The 18066-nt window shown below is 33.5% G+C and carries 16 protein-coding genes; all 16 read left to right on the forward strand.

Annotation, left to right across the window (positions count from 1 at the left end):
* Window positions 1–45 precede the first annotated feature (45 nt).
* Window positions 46–903, forward strand: coding sequence for a menaquinone biosynthesis prenyltransferase MqnP (mqnP, locus tag CVO_RS01255; protein WP_159569554.1), 858 nt, complete (start codon window positions 46–48; stop codon window positions 901–903).
* 36 nt (window positions 904–939) lie between these two features.
* Window positions 940–2103 carry an FtsW/RodA/SpoVE family cell cycle protein gene (locus tag CVO_RS01260; protein ID WP_159569556.1) on the forward strand — a complete coding sequence of 388 codons (1164 nt, stop codon included), beginning with the start codon at window positions 940–942 and terminating at the stop codon, window positions 2101–2103.
* A gap of 21 nt (window positions 2104–2124) precedes the next feature.
* Complete coding sequence (murG, locus tag CVO_RS01265; protein ID WP_159569558.1) at window positions 2125–3147, forward strand: undecaprenyldiphospho-muramoylpentapeptide beta-N-acetylglucosaminyltransferase; 1023 nt, start codon at window positions 2125–2127, stop codon at window positions 3145–3147.
* Window positions 3140–3748, forward strand: coding sequence for a DedA family protein (locus tag CVO_RS01270; protein ID WP_159569560.1), 609 nt, complete (start codon window positions 3140–3142; stop codon window positions 3746–3748). The genes murG and CVO_RS01270 overlap by 8 nt, the downstream gene beginning before the upstream one ends.
* Window positions 3745–4212: a DUF420 domain-containing protein gene (locus tag CVO_RS01275; RefSeq protein ID WP_152299971.1), complete on the forward strand. Its 468-nt coding sequence runs from the start codon at window positions 3745–3747 to the stop codon at window positions 4210–4212. Before CVO_RS01270 ends, CVO_RS01275 begins: the two co-directional genes overlap by 4 nt.
* 17 nt (window positions 4213–4229) lie before the next feature.
* Window positions 4230–4811: a cytochrome b/b6 domain-containing protein gene (locus CVO_RS01280; RefSeq protein WP_159569562.1), complete on the forward strand. Its 582-nt coding sequence runs from the start codon at window positions 4230–4232 to the stop codon at window positions 4809–4811.
* A 110-nt stretch (window positions 4812–4921) separates the two neighbouring features.
* Window positions 4922–5395, forward strand: coding sequence for a thioredoxin-dependent thiol peroxidase (bcp, locus tag CVO_RS01285; protein ID WP_159569564.1), 474 nt, complete (start codon window positions 4922–4924; stop codon window positions 5393–5395).
* 411 nt (window positions 5396–5806) lie between these two features.
* A complete protein-coding gene (locus CVO_RS01290; protein WP_159569566.1) occupies window positions 5807–7807 on the forward strand; it encodes a TonB-dependent receptor plug domain-containing protein in 2001 nt (666 codons plus the stop codon).
* A gap of 1 nt (window position 7808) precedes the next feature.
* Entirely contained in the window at window positions 7809–8747 is a 939-nt protein-coding gene (locus CVO_RS01295) for a hypothetical protein (protein ID WP_159569568.1), read from the forward strand.
* Entirely contained in the window at window positions 8737–9753 is a 1017-nt protein-coding gene (locus CVO_RS01300; RefSeq protein ID WP_159569570.1) for a 4Fe-4S binding protein, read from the forward strand. The genes CVO_RS01295 and CVO_RS01300 overlap by 11 nt, the downstream gene beginning before the upstream one ends.
* Complete coding sequence (locus CVO_RS01305) at window positions 9743–11029, forward strand: 2-hydroxyacyl-CoA dehydratase subunit D (RefSeq protein WP_159569572.1); 1287 nt, start codon at window positions 9743–9745, stop codon at window positions 11027–11029. Before CVO_RS01300 ends, CVO_RS01305 begins: the two co-directional genes overlap by 11 nt.
* A complete protein-coding gene (locus CVO_RS01310) occupies window positions 11026–11829 on the forward strand; it encodes an acyl-CoA dehydratase activase (RefSeq protein WP_159569574.1) in 804 nt (267 codons plus the stop codon). Before CVO_RS01305 ends, CVO_RS01310 begins: the two co-directional genes overlap by 4 nt.
* 5 nt (window positions 11830–11834) lie before the next feature.
* Window positions 11835–14930: an efflux RND transporter permease subunit gene (locus CVO_RS01315; protein WP_159569576.1), complete on the forward strand. Its 3096-nt coding sequence runs from the start codon at window positions 11835–11837 to the stop codon at window positions 14928–14930.
* Window positions 14927–15565: a sulfite exporter TauE/SafE family protein gene (locus tag CVO_RS01320; protein WP_159569578.1), complete on the forward strand. Its 639-nt coding sequence runs from the start codon at window positions 14927–14929 to the stop codon at window positions 15563–15565. The genes CVO_RS01315 and CVO_RS01320 overlap by 4 nt, the downstream gene beginning before the upstream one ends.
* A gap of 557 nt (window positions 15566–16122) precedes the next feature.
* Entirely contained in the window at window positions 16123–16899 is a 777-nt protein-coding gene (gene rpsB / locus CVO_RS01325) for a 30S ribosomal protein S2 (protein WP_159569580.1), read from the forward strand.
* 2 nt (window positions 16900–16901) lie between these two features.
* On the forward strand, window positions 16902–17954 hold the full coding sequence (tsf, locus tag CVO_RS01330; protein ID WP_188093944.1) for a translation elongation factor Ts: 1053 nt from the start codon (window positions 16902–16904) through the stop codon (window positions 17952–17954).
* Window positions 17955–18066 lie beyond the last annotated feature (112 nt).

Genomic DNA, 18066 nt, shown 5'->3' on the forward strand with positions numbered 1-18066 from the left:
ATCAACTTTGGGTAAAATCAAACAAAAATAATTTTAAGGTTCAATTTGCAAAGATATATAAGTAAACTTAAAGATTTCAACGAACTCGTCATGTTTGAACACTCTATCTTTTCGCTCCCTTTTATCTTTATTGCCATGATAGTAGCAGCAGATGGCTGGTTTGGTTTTTGGCTGCTTGTTTTGGGCGTATTTGCTGCAGTAAGTGCAAGAAATTTTGCGATGGGGCTTAATAGATTTGCAGATAGAGATATAGATGCTCTCAATCCCAGAACTGCATCACGGCCGAATGTTGATGGAAGGCTTGATCCTTTAAGTATTATAATTTTTACAGTTGTTAATGCTTTTGTTTTTATTGGTGTTGCATATATGATAAATTCGCTTGCATTTGCTCTAAGCTTCCCCATTTTATTTATTTTAGGAAGTTACTCTTACTTTAAAAGATTCTCATCTTTGGCTCATGTAGTGCTTGGTATATCGCTTGGACTTGCCCCAATTGCCGGTGTTGTGGCTGTAAGTGCCGAGATAACGCCTTGGTCCGTAATCCTTAGCTTAGGGGTTATATTTTGGGTTGCCGGCTTTGATCTGCTCTACTCTTTACAGGATATAGATTTTGACAAAGAGAAAGGATTGCACTCGATTCCCTCAAAATATGGTGCAGAAGCGACACTTTTTCTCTCCTCTATTTTTCATATGTTAACAGTGATTTTTTGGGCACTGTTTGTTTGGGTTGCGGGACTCGGCGTATTTGCATGTACAGCGGTGCTTTTAAGTGCCGTAATGCTTGGATATGAACACTTTTTGGTTCGAAAAGATTTTACAAAGATAGATCGTGCTTTTTTTACTGTAAACGGTTATCTTGGCATTGTTTTTTTTATTTTAATTGTTTTAGACAAGGCAGTATAATGAGCTTTAGATTAATAAGCTCGCTAAAGTGATTTCATGGCAGATAGAAGACTTTTTACTTTAGTATCAATACTTATTGGCATAAGTATTGTTTTAACATATACTTTATCTGTATATACAACTATACTTTTTGGGGTAAATGAGTTTCATTTTGCGTTTCGTCAGGCGATTTTTGGAATTTTCAGCATATTTGTCATTTGGCTTTTGGCTCAGGGAAATCCAGATAAACTATTAACACCTATCGGCTTTACACTTTTTATAGGTTCAACTGTCTTAATGATAGCCATGCCTTTTTTACCGGAGTATTTTGTATCTGCAGTTGGAGGAGCAAAAAGATGGATAAAAGTTTTTGGATTTTCGCTCGCTCCTGTTGAATTTTTTAAGATAGGGTTTGTCTATTTTTTGGCATGGAGTTTTTCAAGAAAATATAGAGATCATGATGGAATGGGAGTAAAAGATGAGTATATTCGATTTGCTCCATATGGGATTGTATTCATAGGAGCAATGTTTATTATAGCTTTTGTTCAAAATGATTTAGGGCAGGTTGTTGTACTTGGACTTACACTTCTTTTTATGCTTATGTTTGCCGGAAGCAGTTTTCGCTTTTTTTTGACACTTTTGATCGGCGCACTTATGTTTTTTATCTTTTTTATCTTTACCGCAGAGCATAGGATAATGCGTATAAAATCATGGTGGGCTTTTGCACAAAATACTGTTTTGGAAATTTTTCCCGAATCTATAGCGGCACAGCTTAGGGTGCCTACAGAGGTAGAACCGTATCAGATAGGGCACTCTCTTAATGCTATTCATAACGGAGGACTTTTTGGCACTGGAATAGCAAACGGAACATTTAAATTGGGTTTTTTAAGCGAAGTTCATACCGATTTTGTTTTAGCGGGACTTGCCGAAGAGTTTGGATTTGTAGGTGTTTTGATTGTTACGATAATATTTTTATTGATGCTTCAGAGAATTTTTAAGATTGCAAACAGAACAAAAGATTCAAGAATTTATCTCTTTAGTCTGGGGGTTGGTCTTCTGCTCTCTTTTGCCTTTTTGGTGAATGCGTACGGAATCAGCGGAATTACTCCTATTAAGGGAATCTCAGTTCCGTTTTTAAGCTATGGAGGATCTTCTATTTTGGCAGCCTCTATAGGGATTGGTATGGTTCTTATGGCATCTAAAAAAGCGAAGATGGACTAAAATATGCAAATGGAGAGATAGATGAAGTTTTGTATAACGGGTGGTGGAACAGGCGGACATCTTGTGATAGCTGAAGCATTGGTTCAAGCGGCTGCAGAAGAGGGGCATGAAGCTATCTTCATAGGTTCAACAAGCGGACAGGATAGAAAGTATTTTGAATCGCACAGTACATTTAGCCATGTCTATTTTTTAGAGACAACAGGCGTAGTCAATAAAAAAGGTTTTGCCAAATTAAAAGCTCTTTGGCTTGTTATGCGTGCTTTTTTTGATTCAAGAAAAATCTTAAAAAAACATAATATTCAAGCAACATATAGTGTAGGAGGCTTTTCTGCCGCTCCTGCATCTTTTGCATCATTAAGCAGATTAATCCCCCTTTTTATCCATGAACAAAATGCTGTTGAAGGACGCCTGAACTCTCTTTTAAAGCCATTTTGCAAAAGATTTATATCAGCGTATGATGTAAACTCGCCTATTAAAGGGTATCCCGTAAAAGAGGAGTTTTTTCAAAACCAAAGAGTAAGAGATACTATCAAAACAGTTATCTTTTTGGGAGGTTCACAAGGAGCAAAAGCCATTAATGATTTAGCTCTAAGTTCAGCAAAAGAGCTTCAAAGCAGGGGGATAAAAATCATCCATCAAGCCGGCGAAAGAGATTACGAGAGAGTCAAAAATGCATATAAGGATTTGGGTATCGAGGTTGAATTTTATGCATTTACAAAAGAGATGCCGCTGCTTATGTCAAAAGCAGATTTGGCTGTAAGCCGCTCAGGTGCAAGCACACTTTGGGAGCTTTGTGCAAACGGCTTACCTGCGCTTTTTGTCCCTTTTCCATATGCAGCTTCTGATCATCAATACTATAATGCTAAATTTATAGTCGATAATAGTATGGGCTGGTGCGAGAGAGAGGAACAACATCTAAAAGAGAAGCTATTAGCTCTTTTAGATGAAGATCTGCAGAGTAAAAGCAGAGCACTTTTAGAGCATTCTAGCAGAAGTGTGGCGAAAAAGATGATATTGGATGCGTATGAGGCAGTAAATGATTAGAGAACTTGCACAGAATTTGGTAGATTTGATTTTTGAGTGGGGATATTTGGGTATCTTTCTGCTTATGAGTATAGAGAGCTCTTTTATACCCTTTCCCAGTGAAATAGTTCTTATTCCTGCCGGTTATTTGGCATCAAAGGGTGACATGAGTGTGGGTATGATTATGACAAGTGCTCTTGGCGGCTCGATGATGGGGGCATTTGTTAACTACTACTTGGCACTACTACTTGGCAGAAAGATTCTTAAAAAATATGGAAAATACTTTTTTATACAAGAAGATGCTCTTCAGAAGATGGATACCTATTTTGCCAAACATGGGCATATTTCTACTTTTATAGGAAGATTGGTTCCTGGGATTCGTCAGCTTATATCCATCCCTGCAGGTCTTGCTCATATGAATTTAGCCGTTTTTTCTATATATACGGCACTAGGTGCTGGTATTTGGGCGTTAATCCTTGTAATGCTTGGATACTTTATCGGTGAGAATCAAGAGTTGATTGATAGCTACTTAAAGCAGATAACTCTAATTGTTTTGATTGTTTTAGTTCTATTGGTATCATGGTATATTTATTATCAAAAAGGAAAGAAGGCTAAAAAATGAGTGTAAATTTAGGGTATATGTTTGAAGCAGGCTTTTTTGGAACGCGGGCTCCTTTTTTTATGGATCTTGTGACATTGATTGTTTCACTTCTTCCTTTTCTTGTAGTTGCTACAATCTCTTTTGCAAGAAATAGACATTATAAAACGCATGCATATCTTCAAATTTTTATATTTGCTTTTTCTGTAATAGTTCTTTCATATTTTGAATATGGAGTAAGAGCCGGTGGAGGTTTTGATGCATTTATGAAAGATAGTAGGGTGTCTTATGATTATGCTTTTATAGTATTGGTTTTTCATATTATTATTTCTATAATTACAATTATCTTTTGGGGGACAACTATCTTTAGATCCAAAAAGCTGTTACAATTAGGTAAGCATAGAAAAATGGGCTTGATAACATTTGTAGGGGTACTTCTTACTTCATTAACGGGGATTTGGGTCTATTTTTTAATGTTTGTATATTAAAAACACAGGAGTTGAAGATGAAATATACACTTAATTTTAGAATTTGGCATTGGTTAAATGCGGCAGTTATTCTTGGTTTACTTGGAACTGTTTTTTTAAGAAAAACATTTCTTAGCTACAAAACAAATGCTGAAATATTAGTTTCAAAACTTTCTGATATCGGAGTTGATATAACCATTGAGCAAGCAAAAACAATAGCAAAAGCGATTCGTGCCGGAATGTGGGAGTGGCATATCATATTGGGGTATGCGTTAGCATTTTTGATACTCTATAGAATCTATCTGTTTTTTAAAGATACAAGTAAAGTTGAGAGTTTCAGCTCTTTAACTCTTCATAAAAAAGCTGTAAAAATATCATACTATGTGGTATATGCAACACTTTTGTTTATGGCTCTAAGCGGTTTTGCTATCTACTTCTATGAAGCTTTGGGAATGAGTAAAGAATTTGCCGGCAGCATAAAAGATATACATGAACTAGTTTTTAACATTATTATGATTTTTGTTCCGCTTCATATAGCAGGTGTTGTAGTTGCAGATGTAAAAGAGGAACACGGCATAATCTCCACTATGATAAATGGAAAAATAAAAGATAATTTTTAAAGACAGGAGAGTGAATTAGATATGATTAAATCGGATAAAAAAGCACCGGAGTTTTCTAAAGAAACTCTATATCTACGGGTTGCAAGTAAAGAGAGCAAGGGAGAAGTGATATGTTAGAGGTTGGGATTGTTGCGCCGGAGTTTTGTCTGCCAAACCAAGATGATGTAGAGATATGTCTAAGAGATTTAAAAGGGAAGTGGATAGTTCTTTACTTCTATCCAAAAGACAACACTCCCGGATGTACGACCGAAGCATGTGACTTTAGTGACGCAGCGCCGGATTTTAGCAACCTAAATGCGATTATAATCGGTGTAAGTGCAGATAGTACGGCAAAACATCGAAACTTTATAGAGAAAAAAGATTTGAGTATTACTCTCTTAAGCGATGAAAGTACTACAATGCTTCAAGATTACGGTGTTTGGCAGTTAAAGAAAAATTACGGCAAAGAGTACATGGGAATTGTCCGCTCAACATTCATAATAGATCCAAAAGGGGTTATAAAAGCTATCTGGGAAAAAGTAAAAGTTAAAGATCATGCAAAAGAGGTTAAGGAAAAATTAGAAGAACTTCAAAAATCTGATTAAATTTCAAAATTTATATAAAAATAAGTATATATTTCATATAAAAATATATACTTATTATACACTTCAAATATCATCTAAAATATTTTAAAATTATTTGTTTATTTCATCTAGTTTTTTGTATTTGCAATTATTTGTATTTTTTATATTTATATAAAATTAATTTATATGCAAAAATTAAACATTTTAATAAAAATTAATAAATATATTTAGTTAAAAAGATTAAACTTAACACAAAATTAACACTCTACTGCTACACTTGACACTTCAAAGTTCCTTGCCATGATCTTAGTTTGGCGACTACAAGGCAAGGAATAGCGGCAAGCACCAATATTGTTTTATCATTACTTTCGTTAATTTAATCATAATATATATTTTGGTGTTGTTTTATCAAAACATAAATTAGGAGAAAAAATGATAAAAGTAAATGGTATAACCCTATCCTTGGTTGCTGCGGCAACATTTTTAAATGTAGCAAATGCAGATTCAATAGATTTGGGTGACGTTTCTGTGACTGCCACAAAAACAGAGAGAAAAGTTGCTGATGTTCCAGCGAGTATTAGCATCGTTACACAAAAAGATATTGAAAATTCTGTTGCTTCAAATGCAAATGAAATTTTAAAAAATGTTGCCGGTGTAAATATACGAAATAGCATGGGATTAATGTCTACTAGTACTACTAACAAAATATATATGAGAGGGTTTGGTGGTACAGATGCCCGTTCTTTAGTGCTTTTGGATGGTGTTCCTTTAAATGATGCCTACGGAGGTGCTGTTGAATGGACCCAAGTTCCTATGGATTCAATAAAAAGGATAGAGGTAGTTAAAGGTTCAGGTTCTTCACTATACGGTTCAAATGCCATGGGCGGAGTCATTAATATTATTACCAAAAAACCTCAAAAGCAACAAACCAATGTAAATCTCAGTTACGGAAGTATGAATACAAAAATAGGCTCAATATCTACTACTGGCAAAATTGACAAATTTGGTTATTTTTTGTCTGGACAAATGGCAAAAAGTGATGGATATATAGCCGATCTAGAAAGTAATCAAAAAGACAATACAATTAAAAGAGGTGTAGAAAAAGCAAATGCAAATTTAAAGCTCACATATGACATTGATGATAGCTCTGATGTCGGTGTTTCATACAATTATATGGATAGAAAAACCACTGGTGTTTTGGATATCCCTGGAGGATATAATCCTTACAAAAATTCTATGAGTACCACTCAGATAAACTACAGTAAATTTTTTGAAAACTCATCTGACATGAAAGTTACTATTTATAACAAAATGGGCGAAAATTCCTACGATTCTTTGGTGTATCATGCAACGAATCCAACACAGATAAAGTACAAAGATGAGGGAGAAACAAGTGATTATGGGGCTACTCTTCAATATACTTTACCTTTAGGAAATCATATTATTACGACAGGACTTGAAGGTAAAAAAAGTTCTGCAGAAAAGATTGATACTTATCTTTCAAACTCAGCTACTATTACAACTGAAGGAAAGCAAGATTATTATGCATTTTTTGGACAAGACGAGTGGTTTATAAATGAAAAATTTATCGTAAATATCGGTGCCAGACTCGATTATTATAAAAATCACGGTGGTAAAATGTATGATGAAGTCAACAATGTTTATACCGATCATGCAACTAAATCGTTTAATGCTTTTAGCCCAAAAATAGGTTTAGTTTATCATCTAACTGAAAATACTTCTATAAGAACATCTATAGGGAAAGCCTTTAGAGCACCGACAGTAAGTGATTTATATAGAGATTGGATTTCTTATGAAAAAGTATATGCCGGAAATGCTAATTTAGATCCGGAAACTGTGATCTCTTATGAGATTGGAGTAGATCAAAAAATTGGGAATGGAAATATTCATATTACAGCATATCGAAGTGATGCGGAAGATTTTATATATTCTATCGATCCGCTTGATCCTTCAAGTACAAATTATAAAGAAAAAACCAATGTAGGTGAAGTTGAGATTCAAGGAATAGAGTTTGAAGCTGATTATGCTTTTACGGATGCTTGGAAGCTCTTAGCTAACTACACATATAATGAGTCAAAAATCAAAAAATTTGAAGCTAACAGTGCGCTTGAAGGGAAATATTTAACATATGTTCCAAAAAATAAAGCTTCAGTTTCTATTGAATATATGAATCCAAATTTTATTAATATAGTTGCCAGTGGAAGATATGTAGGAAAGCGTTACAGTGATGATATGAATAGTGAATCTAGCGCCTATGAGAGTTACACTCTGTATGATTTAAAATTATCAAGAAAAATAACTAAAAATAGTCAATTTGAAGTAAGTGTAGATGACCTATTTGATAAAGGCTATATAGAATACTATAATTCTCCGGGAAGAGTTGTAATGGCAACTCTTAAAATGAGTTTTTAATATGAACACTCTTCTCAATTTTAAAAAAAGTATTGCTAAAGCAATACTTTTTTTCTTATCACTCAATCTAGGTGCCGCAACATGGGTAGAACAAAAATATATAGATATTGCTGGCGGGCATTCTAAAAAAGAGCTTACTTTATTGAATGGAAGCTTTCCTCATGGTATCAAGGTAAATCAACTACAGAGCCCAACACTGTTATTAAGACATAGTGAAGGGGAAATTTTCCAAAGAGAGTTTAAAGATGGTGAAATCCCTTTTGATATGCCTTACAAAGGAAGCTATCATCTGTTTTTACAAGACAAATATGTAGAAGATGGCACTTTATATATAAACCTCTATAAAACACGAGTTTATAATAAAGATGCAGATATACAAGATGCTGTATTAAAGGAGATACGAGGTAAAACAGTTGGATCGCATTTTGGAAAAGAGCCATTTGAAAAAGTTCCTTTTGAGATAATTTTGCAAAAACCTATAAAAAAACATCATATAAACTGTTGTCTCTACTCTGGGGATATTTTGCCTATTAAAATTTATTATAATCAGCAACAAAAAAAAGATATTTCACTCACAGTTACAACTCAAAAAGGATGGCTAAACAGAATAGACCCTGATAAAGATGGGCTTATATCGTTTGAAATTCCACGCAATACCTATGCTGATATCTCAAAAAATAAAAGGCTAAAAGAATCGATGCTTTTAGAAGCTTCTTTTAGTGAAGATAAAAATGGAAGTTTTGAAGGAAAAGAGTATTCAAAAATAGTATATTACAGTTCAATTCCTTTGAATTTTAACACTTCACCTTTAGAGTATAGTTCGCAAACGGCTGGGTTTTATGTTGCAATTGGAGTGATGCTAATTTTTTCTTTGGGTTTGTACTATAACAGAAGAAAAAAGAAAAAAGCACCAAAGGAGATCTGGTTTGATGAAAACTAGTATCAAAAAGAAAATTAATAATATGAACTTAAAGAAAGTTCGTTTTTGGATACAGGTGTTCACATTTTTTATTATCGTTTATGGTGGATATTTTGCTATAGATATAGGTGATAAACTACCTACATTTGCCTGTGTATTTAATCCTGATGGGACTGGCGGAAAATGTTATTTAGGGATGATTCAACATGATTTGAAACATCCTTGGGAGTCATTTTTGGGATTTGCCGGAGTTACTTTTTTGATTTCATTATCGATTTTTATACTCTGGGTATGGCTACTCAATAAATCTTGGTGTGGCTATGTGTGTCCACTTGGTACAATGCAAGACTGGCTGACATTATTAAGAGAGAAATTAAAAATCAGATTTTCAGAGTATGACTGGGCAAATAGAAAAATGATAAAAAGTATCAAATGGATATTGCTCATACTATTACTTATTATTCCAGTAATGATAAGTAATTCGCTCCTTGGCTTGCCAACACTTCCAAATGGTCTCTCTATGCCATTTTGTGATATTTGTCCAGGTCGCATGATGATACCTGCATTTACAGGTGATTTTAGTCAATTTTATATCGATTTTTCAAATCCAGCAGATCTTATAATGACAACACTTGGAATGATTATGGTTGGACTTTTTTTAATTGGTTCATTTATAAAAAAAAGATTTTTTTGCTACTTTTGCCCAATGGCTGCTCTTCAATATACCTTTTCAAAACCAGCTCTTTTAAAGCTCTATAAAGATGGGAGTAAATGTACTAAATGTGGTGATTGTTATAGAGCATGCGATATGGATATTTTAGAAATTGCAGATGATGTTACAAGCAAAAACCTTGTTACTCAAGATTGTACCTTATGTTTAAAATGTGTTGCTGCTTGTCCTGAAGAGGGTTGTTTGGAAGCAAATTTTGCAGGAAAAACAATATTTGAATCTACAAAAGAGGGATTTATATTAAGAATGGCGATGGATAAAAAAGAGCAAACAGGGAATGATAAAAATGAGAACTAATGAGCAACATAAGATAGAAACACCGCATGAAAAGCAAAATCGCCATAAAGCGATGGAGGCTATCAAAGTTATCAATATATTAAAAGATGAGTTTAAAAACCCTATGGAGTCTATGGAATATTTTTACACACTTTTTGACGATGTGTACTGTCGTCAAAAATCTTTACACGAGGGCAAAACAAAAATAGGAACGATGTGTATCCAAATACCAAGTGAGATTATCTACGCTCTTGATGGGGTGCCTATACGACTTTGTAATGGTTTTTATACCGATGATGAGATAGGAAGTGATTTGATGCCTCAAAAAGCCTGTCCTTTGGTAAAGGCAACTGTTGGACACTTTGCAAGTGATAATTTTAGTGATAAACCTGATATTATCTTTTCTCCTACGACTTGTGATCAAAAAACAAAAGCAGGTGCTGTTATTGAGGGGTTTGGCTATAAAGTTGTTGATGTTGATTATCCAAGAGTTAAAGAGAGTGAAGCTAGTCGTGAATACTGGAGAAGAAGTGTTAAACAGTTTGCAGTGGACTTATCCAAATTTCAAAATAAAAAACTCTCACGAAGCAGTTTAAAAAGTGCTGTGCAAAAAATTGGATATGCACAAAGTCTCTATCATAAACTGTGTGAATATAGAAAACTAGAGCATGTACCCATAAACGGCACGCATATGTTTATGGTTACAGGTGCTTTTTTCTTTGATAGAATTGATAGCTGGACAGAGGCTGTGGAGAAACTTCTTGATGAATGTGAACAAAGAAAAAAGCAAAATATAGGTGTCGTTGCAAAAGTATCTCCTCGAATCGTCTACACAGGCTCCCCTCCTATTTTTCCAAACTATAAAATACCTACGCTTATAGAACAATCAGATGCGGTAATCGTGGCAGATGAGACATGCAGTTCAAATAGAATGTTTAATGATATGGTAGCTGTTGATGAGTGGAATTTATACGATATGATAGATTCCATTTCAGATAAGTATCTAAAGGCCTGCACCTGTCCTATTTTTACAAAAAATGATGACCGCATAAGAAGAATTATCGATCTTGTAAAGAACTATAAAGCTGATGCTGTTGTATACCAAGCATTTGCAGGGTGTACAGTGTATGAGCTAGAACAAAGAAGTGTACTGGAGGCTATGGAAAAAGAGGGCATTCCTATTTTATACCTTGAAAGTGATTATAGTCCGTCTCAAGGTGGACAGCTCAGCACAAGGGTTGAAGCATTTATGGAATCAATTAAAATGAAAAAAAAGAAAAAAGAGAAAATAGTATGAAATATTTTGCAGGTATCGATATAGGTTCAACAGCTATAAAAATCTCAATAGCAGATGAAAACAAAAACCTAATGGGACACAAAATCACTGCAAGTGGAAGTATGTTTTATAAATATGCTCATGAAACACTGGATGCACTTGTATACGAATTAGGAATAAACAGAGGGGATATCATCTACACTGTAGCAACTGGTTATGGTAGAAAGATATTTAAAGAAGCAGATGAAAACATCAGTGAAATCACTGCAAATGCCATAGGTGCTAGAGCTGCCGCAAAAGATTATGCAGAGATTAAAACTATCATAAATATCGGCGGCCAAGATAGCAAAGCAATCTCACTGGATGAAGAGGGAAATGTAACAAACTTCGCTATGAATGATAGATGTGCAGCAGGAACAGGAAAGTTTCTCGATGCCTGTGCTATGAATCTTGAGATTACAGTTGAGGAGTTAGGTGAGAGACATTTTGCATCAAAAGGAACCCCTCTTTCTATAAATAGTACTTGTGCCGTATTTGCAGAGAGTGAGATTATAGGACTTTTAGGCAATGGACATAGTGTTGAAGATATCGTTTGCGGTATGCATTATTCTATAGCTAAAAGAGTTGTAAAGCTTGTAAAGAGAGTTGGTGTAAAAGAAGGTATTTACTTTGATGGAGGTCCAGCACTAAATAGTGGGCTTGTTAATGCCATAGAAAATGAACTCGGCAAAAAGATATTTATCCCAGAGTATCCGCAAATTACTACTTCATATGGAGCAGCGATTTTAGGGATAGATTCATATAACTACGAAAATAATTAACATAGATGTTTGAGAAAACTATAAAGTTCTTTATAGAAAACTATAAAATAAACTACGCTTTATTTTTCTTTTTATTTATTATCGGAATATTTGCTTATACAAAAATTCCAAAAGAGGTACAGCCCACCATAGAGCCAAGCACCATACAAATAAGTGGTAGTTATAGTGGAGCTTCTGTTGATATTTTAAATAAAATGGCAGTCACTCCTTTGGAAAATAAAATAAAAAATATTATTGGTATCACAGATATTATAACAACCATAAGACCTGGCCGGTTTAGAATAGTTCTTGAGCTTGATAAAAAAGAAGATAAAAATACAATTAAAGAAAATGTACAAGAAGCGATAGATAGTATTGCCTCTGATTTACCCTCCGACATGGACATGCCATCTACTCATGTATCAAGCCATGCTAGATCACTTATGTATGTATCGGTGCTCTCATCAAAATTACCAAAACATGAGATTATAAAAGTAGCAAAAGATTTAAAAGAGAAGCTCTTAAAAGTTCAATATGTAGAAGATATTATAGTATATGGAGAGTCTGATTTATATTACGAAATACTTTTTGATGAAAAAAAAATAGAAGCCTATGGATTAGATAAGGAACAAGTTTTGTCTGTGTTACCTGAACTATCTTATACTTTTCCTGTAGGAAAAATGGAAGGAAAAAATAATCAGTTTTATCTATCAACAAGTAATGGCAAAAAAGATATAACAAATTTAGAAGCAACCCTACTGAAAATTGGAGAAAAATTAATTTCTTTTAAAGATATAGCCACCATCAAAACAAGATATGCTGATTCATCGACAATGGCTAGTATGAATGGTCATAGTGCTATTACACTCTCTATTTCTCAGTTTTCTAGTGGAGATGCCTTAGTCTTGTCACAAGAGATAAGAAAAAGACTCAAAGAATTAAAAACAGAAGATGTGAGTTATGATGTAAAAATGGATTATTCACTGATGGTGAGAGAGAGTTTAAATATTGTATTTTCAAATATTTTATTTGGAATATTGCTTATAGCACTTTTTTCAATTATTTTAATTAACTCTCGCATGGCCTTAGTGATTGTACTAGGAATACCTACTTCATTTGTACTTGGCGCAATTTACTTTTATTTTACAGGCTATAGCATTAATGTGCAATCCCTCATTGGTGTATTACTTGCCATTGGTATTATTGTTGATGATGCAATCGTTATAAGTGAAAATATACAGCAGTATATAGAAAAAGGATATTCCCCCAAAGAAGCAGCATATCTAGGAACTAAAGAGATGGCGAAACCTGTATTTTGGGCTTCTGTTACAACTCTGTTTTCTTTTATACCGCTTTTAATGATAAGTGGACGAATGGGAGAAATTATACAACTTATCCCCATAGCATTTTCTGCTCTTATATTGGCCTCTTTGATTGAGTCCTTTGTATTTTTACCTATCCATTGTTCCCATATATTAAAAAATAGTACAAAAACTTTATCTTGGGATAGAAGTAGAAATATATATCAACAAATATTAAAAATTTTTATGAAATATCAAAAAAGTTTTTTACTCTTATTTGTCATAGTAGTACCATTGCTTATTTTTATAAGTGCAAAAAATTCAAAGTTTCATATGTTTCAAAAGTTCGATTCAACAAGTGTAAAGCTCACTATTGCAGGAGGCGAAAACTTGAGGCTTGAAGAGACATCTATAATAATTAAACAAATAGAGCAAGAACTTCTAAAACATAAAGAGAAATTTTTTATAGATTATATCAGTTCAACAGCAGGTGCTAGAACAACAGCGATAGGAGAAAGTGAAGTAAATCCCAATGTTGGTAATTTAAATATTGAGTTAAATAAAAAAATGCCTGAGAATTTTTTTGAAAAATATATCACACCCATCTTGAGTCCCTATTATGAAGAAGATGGAAGAATAAGAACACTCTCCTCAAAAGAGATTGCCAAAATATTAAGAGAATGGATTAAAAAACAAGAGTATAAAGATAGATTCAATTTAGAAGAGATATTAATCGTTGAAAAAAGAATGGGTGCAACCAAAGCAGATATTAAAATAGGGATAGTAAGCGATGATTATCAAAAAGCTATTCAAAGTGTAAATCAACTTCAAAAAGAAGTCGAAGCTATCAAAGGTGTAAAATTTAGTGGCAATAATATAAAGTTTGGAATTGACGAATTAAAGTTTCACATCAATAGCTATGGAGAATCATTAGGGATTACTGAAAAATATTTAGGCAATTTTTTATCAAATGTATATATGGACAAAACAATTGGCACGATATATGGCAAGACAGAATCCTATGAAGTGAAATCAAAATCTTTTTATTGTGATGATTATGAGTATTTTAAAAATATACAAATACCATTACAAAATGGAACCATTGTGGCTATTGAAGATATTTGCACCATAGAAACTATTCAATCTTTAGAACAACTTGTAAAAGATAATGGTACTACCACTTTTTATATGTTTGCAAATGTTGATAACGACATCATCACCTCTTCTGAAGTTTTGCAAAAAATAAAACCAACAATAGAACAAATGAAAAAAGATGGGATAAAATTTATTTTTAAAGGGGAACAAAAACAAAAAGAAACCTTAGAAGTTGAGATGGTTTTATCTATAGCCTTGGCTTTGAGTTTAATTTTTTTAGCACTTCTTTATCTGTTCAATTCAATGAGAGAAACTCTGTTGGTGATGTCAGTGATTCCTTTTTCAATGCTTGGACTCTATGCGGGACATTTTCTTTTAGGATTGCAAATAACTGTTCCCTCGCTCGTTGGGGCTATTGGGCTTGCTGGTGTTATTGTAAATGATGGCATTATTATGATGGATGCGATTAAAAAATCAACTTCAATAGAGGAATTCTACAAAAATGCTACTAAAAGATTTAGACCAATTATTTTGACTTCTATTACGACTATTGTTGGATTATTTACTCTTATCTTTTTTGCAACTGGAATAGCAGTGAGTTTTCAACCAATTGCTGTAACAATAGGATTTGGATTATTATGGGGAACTATTTTAAATTTATTATATTTACCTGTAATGTACGGGTATTTTAATAAAAATAAATTATATATGGCTACAAGTAGATGATTTATTTGACAATATTTTTAGTAGGCTTACAACTAGGAGCAACAGCGTGTGCTATAAGTTGTCTGCCTATAATGACTCCGATTCTTTTAGCCAATAACTCTTTAGAAAAAAAATACTCTTTAAAAATACTTTTTGAGTATTTTATAGGAAAAGTATTTGCCTATATTGCCATTGCGATTACTGCATTTTTTGGAGCAAATATTTTTAAAAATTTCATTATTCCAACTGTGCCATTCGAAAAAATAGGTGCAGTGTTTATAATCTTTGTGGGACTTTTTTTACTCTATAGATCAATATTTTTAAAAAAGAGCTGTAGCACTAGTTGCTCTAGCTCTTTAAGGTATGGATATTTCGGCATAGGTTTTTTTAGCTCTTTTAGTTTTTGTTTACCCGTAATGAGCTTGATAGCTACGAGTGCCTTAAGCTCATCGATATTGACATCTGCTTTATATGGTCTTTTTTTTGCATTTGGGGTAATATTAGTTCCTTTTTTACTATTGTATTTTTTTATTTTTAAAATTACAAATGAGATTACAAAAGAGCTTCACAGATACAAAAAACATATAGAGGTTTTTGCTTCTATATTAATTTTACTTGTTGGTGTTTTAATATTTTTCGGGCTTATGAAAGTTTAGTACAAACAAATAATTAACATTAAAGGGTATCGCTATATTTTAGGGATTGATGAAATAATAAATTAATATTTGTTTCTTAAATTATTCTAAAAAAGCAGGTCTAATATAGAGCGTATCTTATTTTATTGTGCCCTAAAGATTGAAGAGTATAGAACAAAAGAGGCATTAGATTTTAACCTTTCGCTATTGTATGGAATTTCTTTTGGTTTAGGTGTAGTTTTGATACCATTTCTGTTTTTTTATCTATTTGTTTTCAAAATCAGTTCAAGTATCGCTATGCAATTAGCAAAAAACAAAAAACATATAGAAATTTTTGCTTCATTATTGTTGGTTATTATAGGATTTTTAGGTTACTATCAATATCTAAAACTATAAAAAGCTTAACTTAAATATTTTTTGGGTAAAATTCGCGGATTTTCTTTTCTTAAAGAAATATTCAGCAGGTATGTATCATAAGTCAGTGCAACTCCCTTTTTAGGTGTAGAATTGTTCGATATTACCAAAGTTAACTGACAGAAGAAAAATTCTGGCTGAAAAATGCCCTTAAAGGACCTTAAATGGTAACTATGAAAGACTTACTGGAGTGTGGTGTACACTTCGGACACCAAACGCGTCGTTGGAACCCGAAAATGAAAAAATATATCTTCGGTGTTCGTAAAAACATCTATATTATAGATTTACAAAAAACTCTTCGTTACTTCCGTAACACATATCAAATCGTTGTTGATGCAGCAGCTGAAGGTAAAACTGTTCTTTTCGTTGGAACTAAAAAACAGGCTCGTCAGTCTGTAAGAGATGCAGCAATCGCTTGTGGTATGCCATATGTTGATAACAGATGGTTAGGCGGTATGCTTACAAACTTCCCTACTATTCAAAAATCTATCCGTAAACTTGACATTATTACAGAGATGCAAGAAAACGGTCAAATAAATCTTCTAACTAAAAAAGAAGCGTTAATGCTTACGCGTCAAAAAGAGAAATTAGAAGTCTATTTCGGTGGTATCCGTGATATGAAAAAACTTCCTGATATGCTTTTTGTTGTAGATGCTGTAAAAGAGCATATTGCTGTTTTAGAAGCTAGATGTTTAGGTATCCCTGTAGTTGCTCCACTTGATACTAACTGTGATCCGGATCTAATCACTTACCCAATTCCTGGTAATGATGATGCTATCCGTTCTATTCAACTTTTCTGTCGTGAAATGACTGAAGCTATTAATGAAGGTAAAGCATTAAGAGACGGCGGCAGTGATGAAGCTGAGCAAGAAGTACAAGAAGCTGATTCTAAAGCTAAAGAAACTGCAGAAGCAGCAGAAACTACAACAGAGGAAGCATAATTATGGAAGTTACAGCAGCAATGGTAAAAGAGTTGCGTCAAGCAACTGATGCGCCAATGATGGATTGTAAAAAGGTTTTAGTTGAAGCAAATGGTGATATGGCTAAAGCAACTGAATTATTAAAAGAGAGAGGAATTGCAAAAGCAGCTAAAAAAGCAGATAGAGTTGCTGCTGAAGGTCTTGTAGGTTTTAAACTTGCTGATGATTTCTCTCAAGCTACTATCGTTGAGATTAACTCTGAGACGGACTTCGTTGCTCAAAACGAAGGTTTTAAGAATTTAGTTCTTAAAACAACTGAAGAGATCTACTCTACATCTCCTGCTGATGTAGAGAACTTAAAAGAAACATCTTTTGGTTCATACTTCTCTGAGAGTGTTGCAAAAATTGGTGAGAAGATAGATATCCGCCGTTTTGCTACTCTTAAAGCTGATGATGAGACTGTTGCTTTAAATGGCTATATCCACTCAAACAACCGTATTGCAGTTATTGTTTTAGCAAAATGTGATAGTAAAAAAACAGCTGAAGGCATTAGACCTCTGCTTAAAAATATTGCTATGCACGCATCTGCAATGAAACCTAAAACTCTTTCATATAAAGATTTTGATTCTGAATATGTTGAGAGTGAAACAAAGGGCAGAATTGAGGCTCTTAAAAAAGAGAATGAAGAGTTGGCTCGTTTGAAAAAACCTCTAAAAAATATTCCTCAGTTTATCTCTATGATGCAGCTTACTGATGATGTTTTGGCAAAGGCTGAAGCTGACATTAAAGCTGCTCTAAAAGAGCAAGGAAAACCTGAAGCTATCTGGGACAAAATTGTTCCTGGACAACTTGCTCGTTTTATAGATGACAATACAACTCTAGATAAAGAGTTGGCACTTCTTGACCAAACATATGTTCTAGACGATAAAAAAACTGTTGCACAGGCTGTTGAAGATGCTGCAAAAGAGCTTGGCGGGACTGCTGAGATCGTAGATTTTGTTCGTTTTGAAGTTGGTGAAGGTATTGAGAAAAAAGTTGACGACTTCGCTGCAGAAGTTGCTGCTCAAATGGGTTAAGGAATCTCTCCTTACCCATCTACACCACATAATCTTTCTTATAAAAAATAATCAAATATAATAATTAATAAATTAAAATGATATAATTTTTTCAGATAAACCTTAAAGGTGA

It is taken from the genome of Sulfurimonas sp. CVO, assembly GCF_009883775.1.
In the GTDB taxonomy this organism is placed as follows: Bacteria; Campylobacterota; Campylobacteria; order Campylobacterales; family Sulfurimonadaceae; genus Sulfurimonas; species Sulfurimonas xiamenensis.

Excerpts from the sequence above, each read along its gene's own strand:
- CVO_RS01260 (WP_159569556.1), top strand. The coding sequence starts at position 940 with ATGGCAGATAGAAGACTTTTTACTTTAGTATCAATACTTATTGGCATA.
- murG (WP_159569558.1), top strand. The coding sequence starts at position 2,125 with ATGAAGTTTTGTATAACGGGTGGTGGAACAGGCGGACATCTTGTGATA.
- CVO_RS01270 (WP_159569560.1), top strand. The coding sequence starts at position 3,140 with ATGATTAGAGAACTTGCACAGAATTTGGTAGATTTGATTTTTGAGTGG.
- CVO_RS01275 (WP_152299971.1), top strand. The coding sequence starts at position 3,745 with ATGAGTGTAAATTTAGGGTATATGTTTGAAGCAGGCTTTTTTGGAACG.
- CVO_RS01280 (WP_159569562.1), top strand. The coding sequence starts at position 4,230 with ATGAAATATACACTTAATTTTAGAATTTGGCATTGGTTAAATGCGGCA.
- bcp (WP_159569564.1), top strand. The coding sequence starts at position 4,922 with ATGTTAGAGGTTGGGATTGTTGCGCCGGAGTTTTGTCTGCCAAACCAA.
- CVO_RS01290 (WP_159569566.1), top strand. The coding sequence starts at position 5,807 with ATGATAAAAGTAAATGGTATAACCCTATCCTTGGTTGCTGCGGCAACA.
- CVO_RS01295 (WP_159569568.1), top strand. The coding sequence starts at position 7,809 with ATGAACACTCTTCTCAATTTTAAAAAAAGTATTGCTAAAGCAATACTT.
- CVO_RS01300 (WP_159569570.1), top strand. The coding sequence starts at position 8,737 with ATGAAAACTAGTATCAAAAAGAAAATTAATAATATGAACTTAAAGAAA.
- CVO_RS01305 (WP_159569572.1), top strand. The coding sequence starts at position 9,743 with ATGAGAACTAATGAGCAACATAAGATAGAAACACCGCATGAAAAGCAA.
- CVO_RS01310 (WP_159569574.1), top strand. The coding sequence starts at position 11,026 with ATGAAATATTTTGCAGGTATCGATATAGGTTCAACAGCTATAAAAATC.
- CVO_RS01315 (WP_159569576.1), top strand. The coding sequence starts at position 11,835 with ATGTTTGAGAAAACTATAAAGTTCTTTATAGAAAACTATAAAATAAAC.
- CVO_RS01320 (WP_159569578.1), top strand. The coding sequence starts at position 14,927 with ATGATTTATTTGACAATATTTTTAGTAGGCTTACAACTAGGAGCAACA.
- rpsB (WP_159569580.1), top strand. The coding sequence starts at position 16,123 with ATGGTAACTATGAAAGACTTACTGGAGTGTGGTGTACACTTCGGACAC.
- tsf (WP_188093944.1), top strand. The coding sequence starts at position 16,902 with ATGGAAGTTACAGCAGCAATGGTAAAAGAGTTGCGTCAAGCAACTGAT.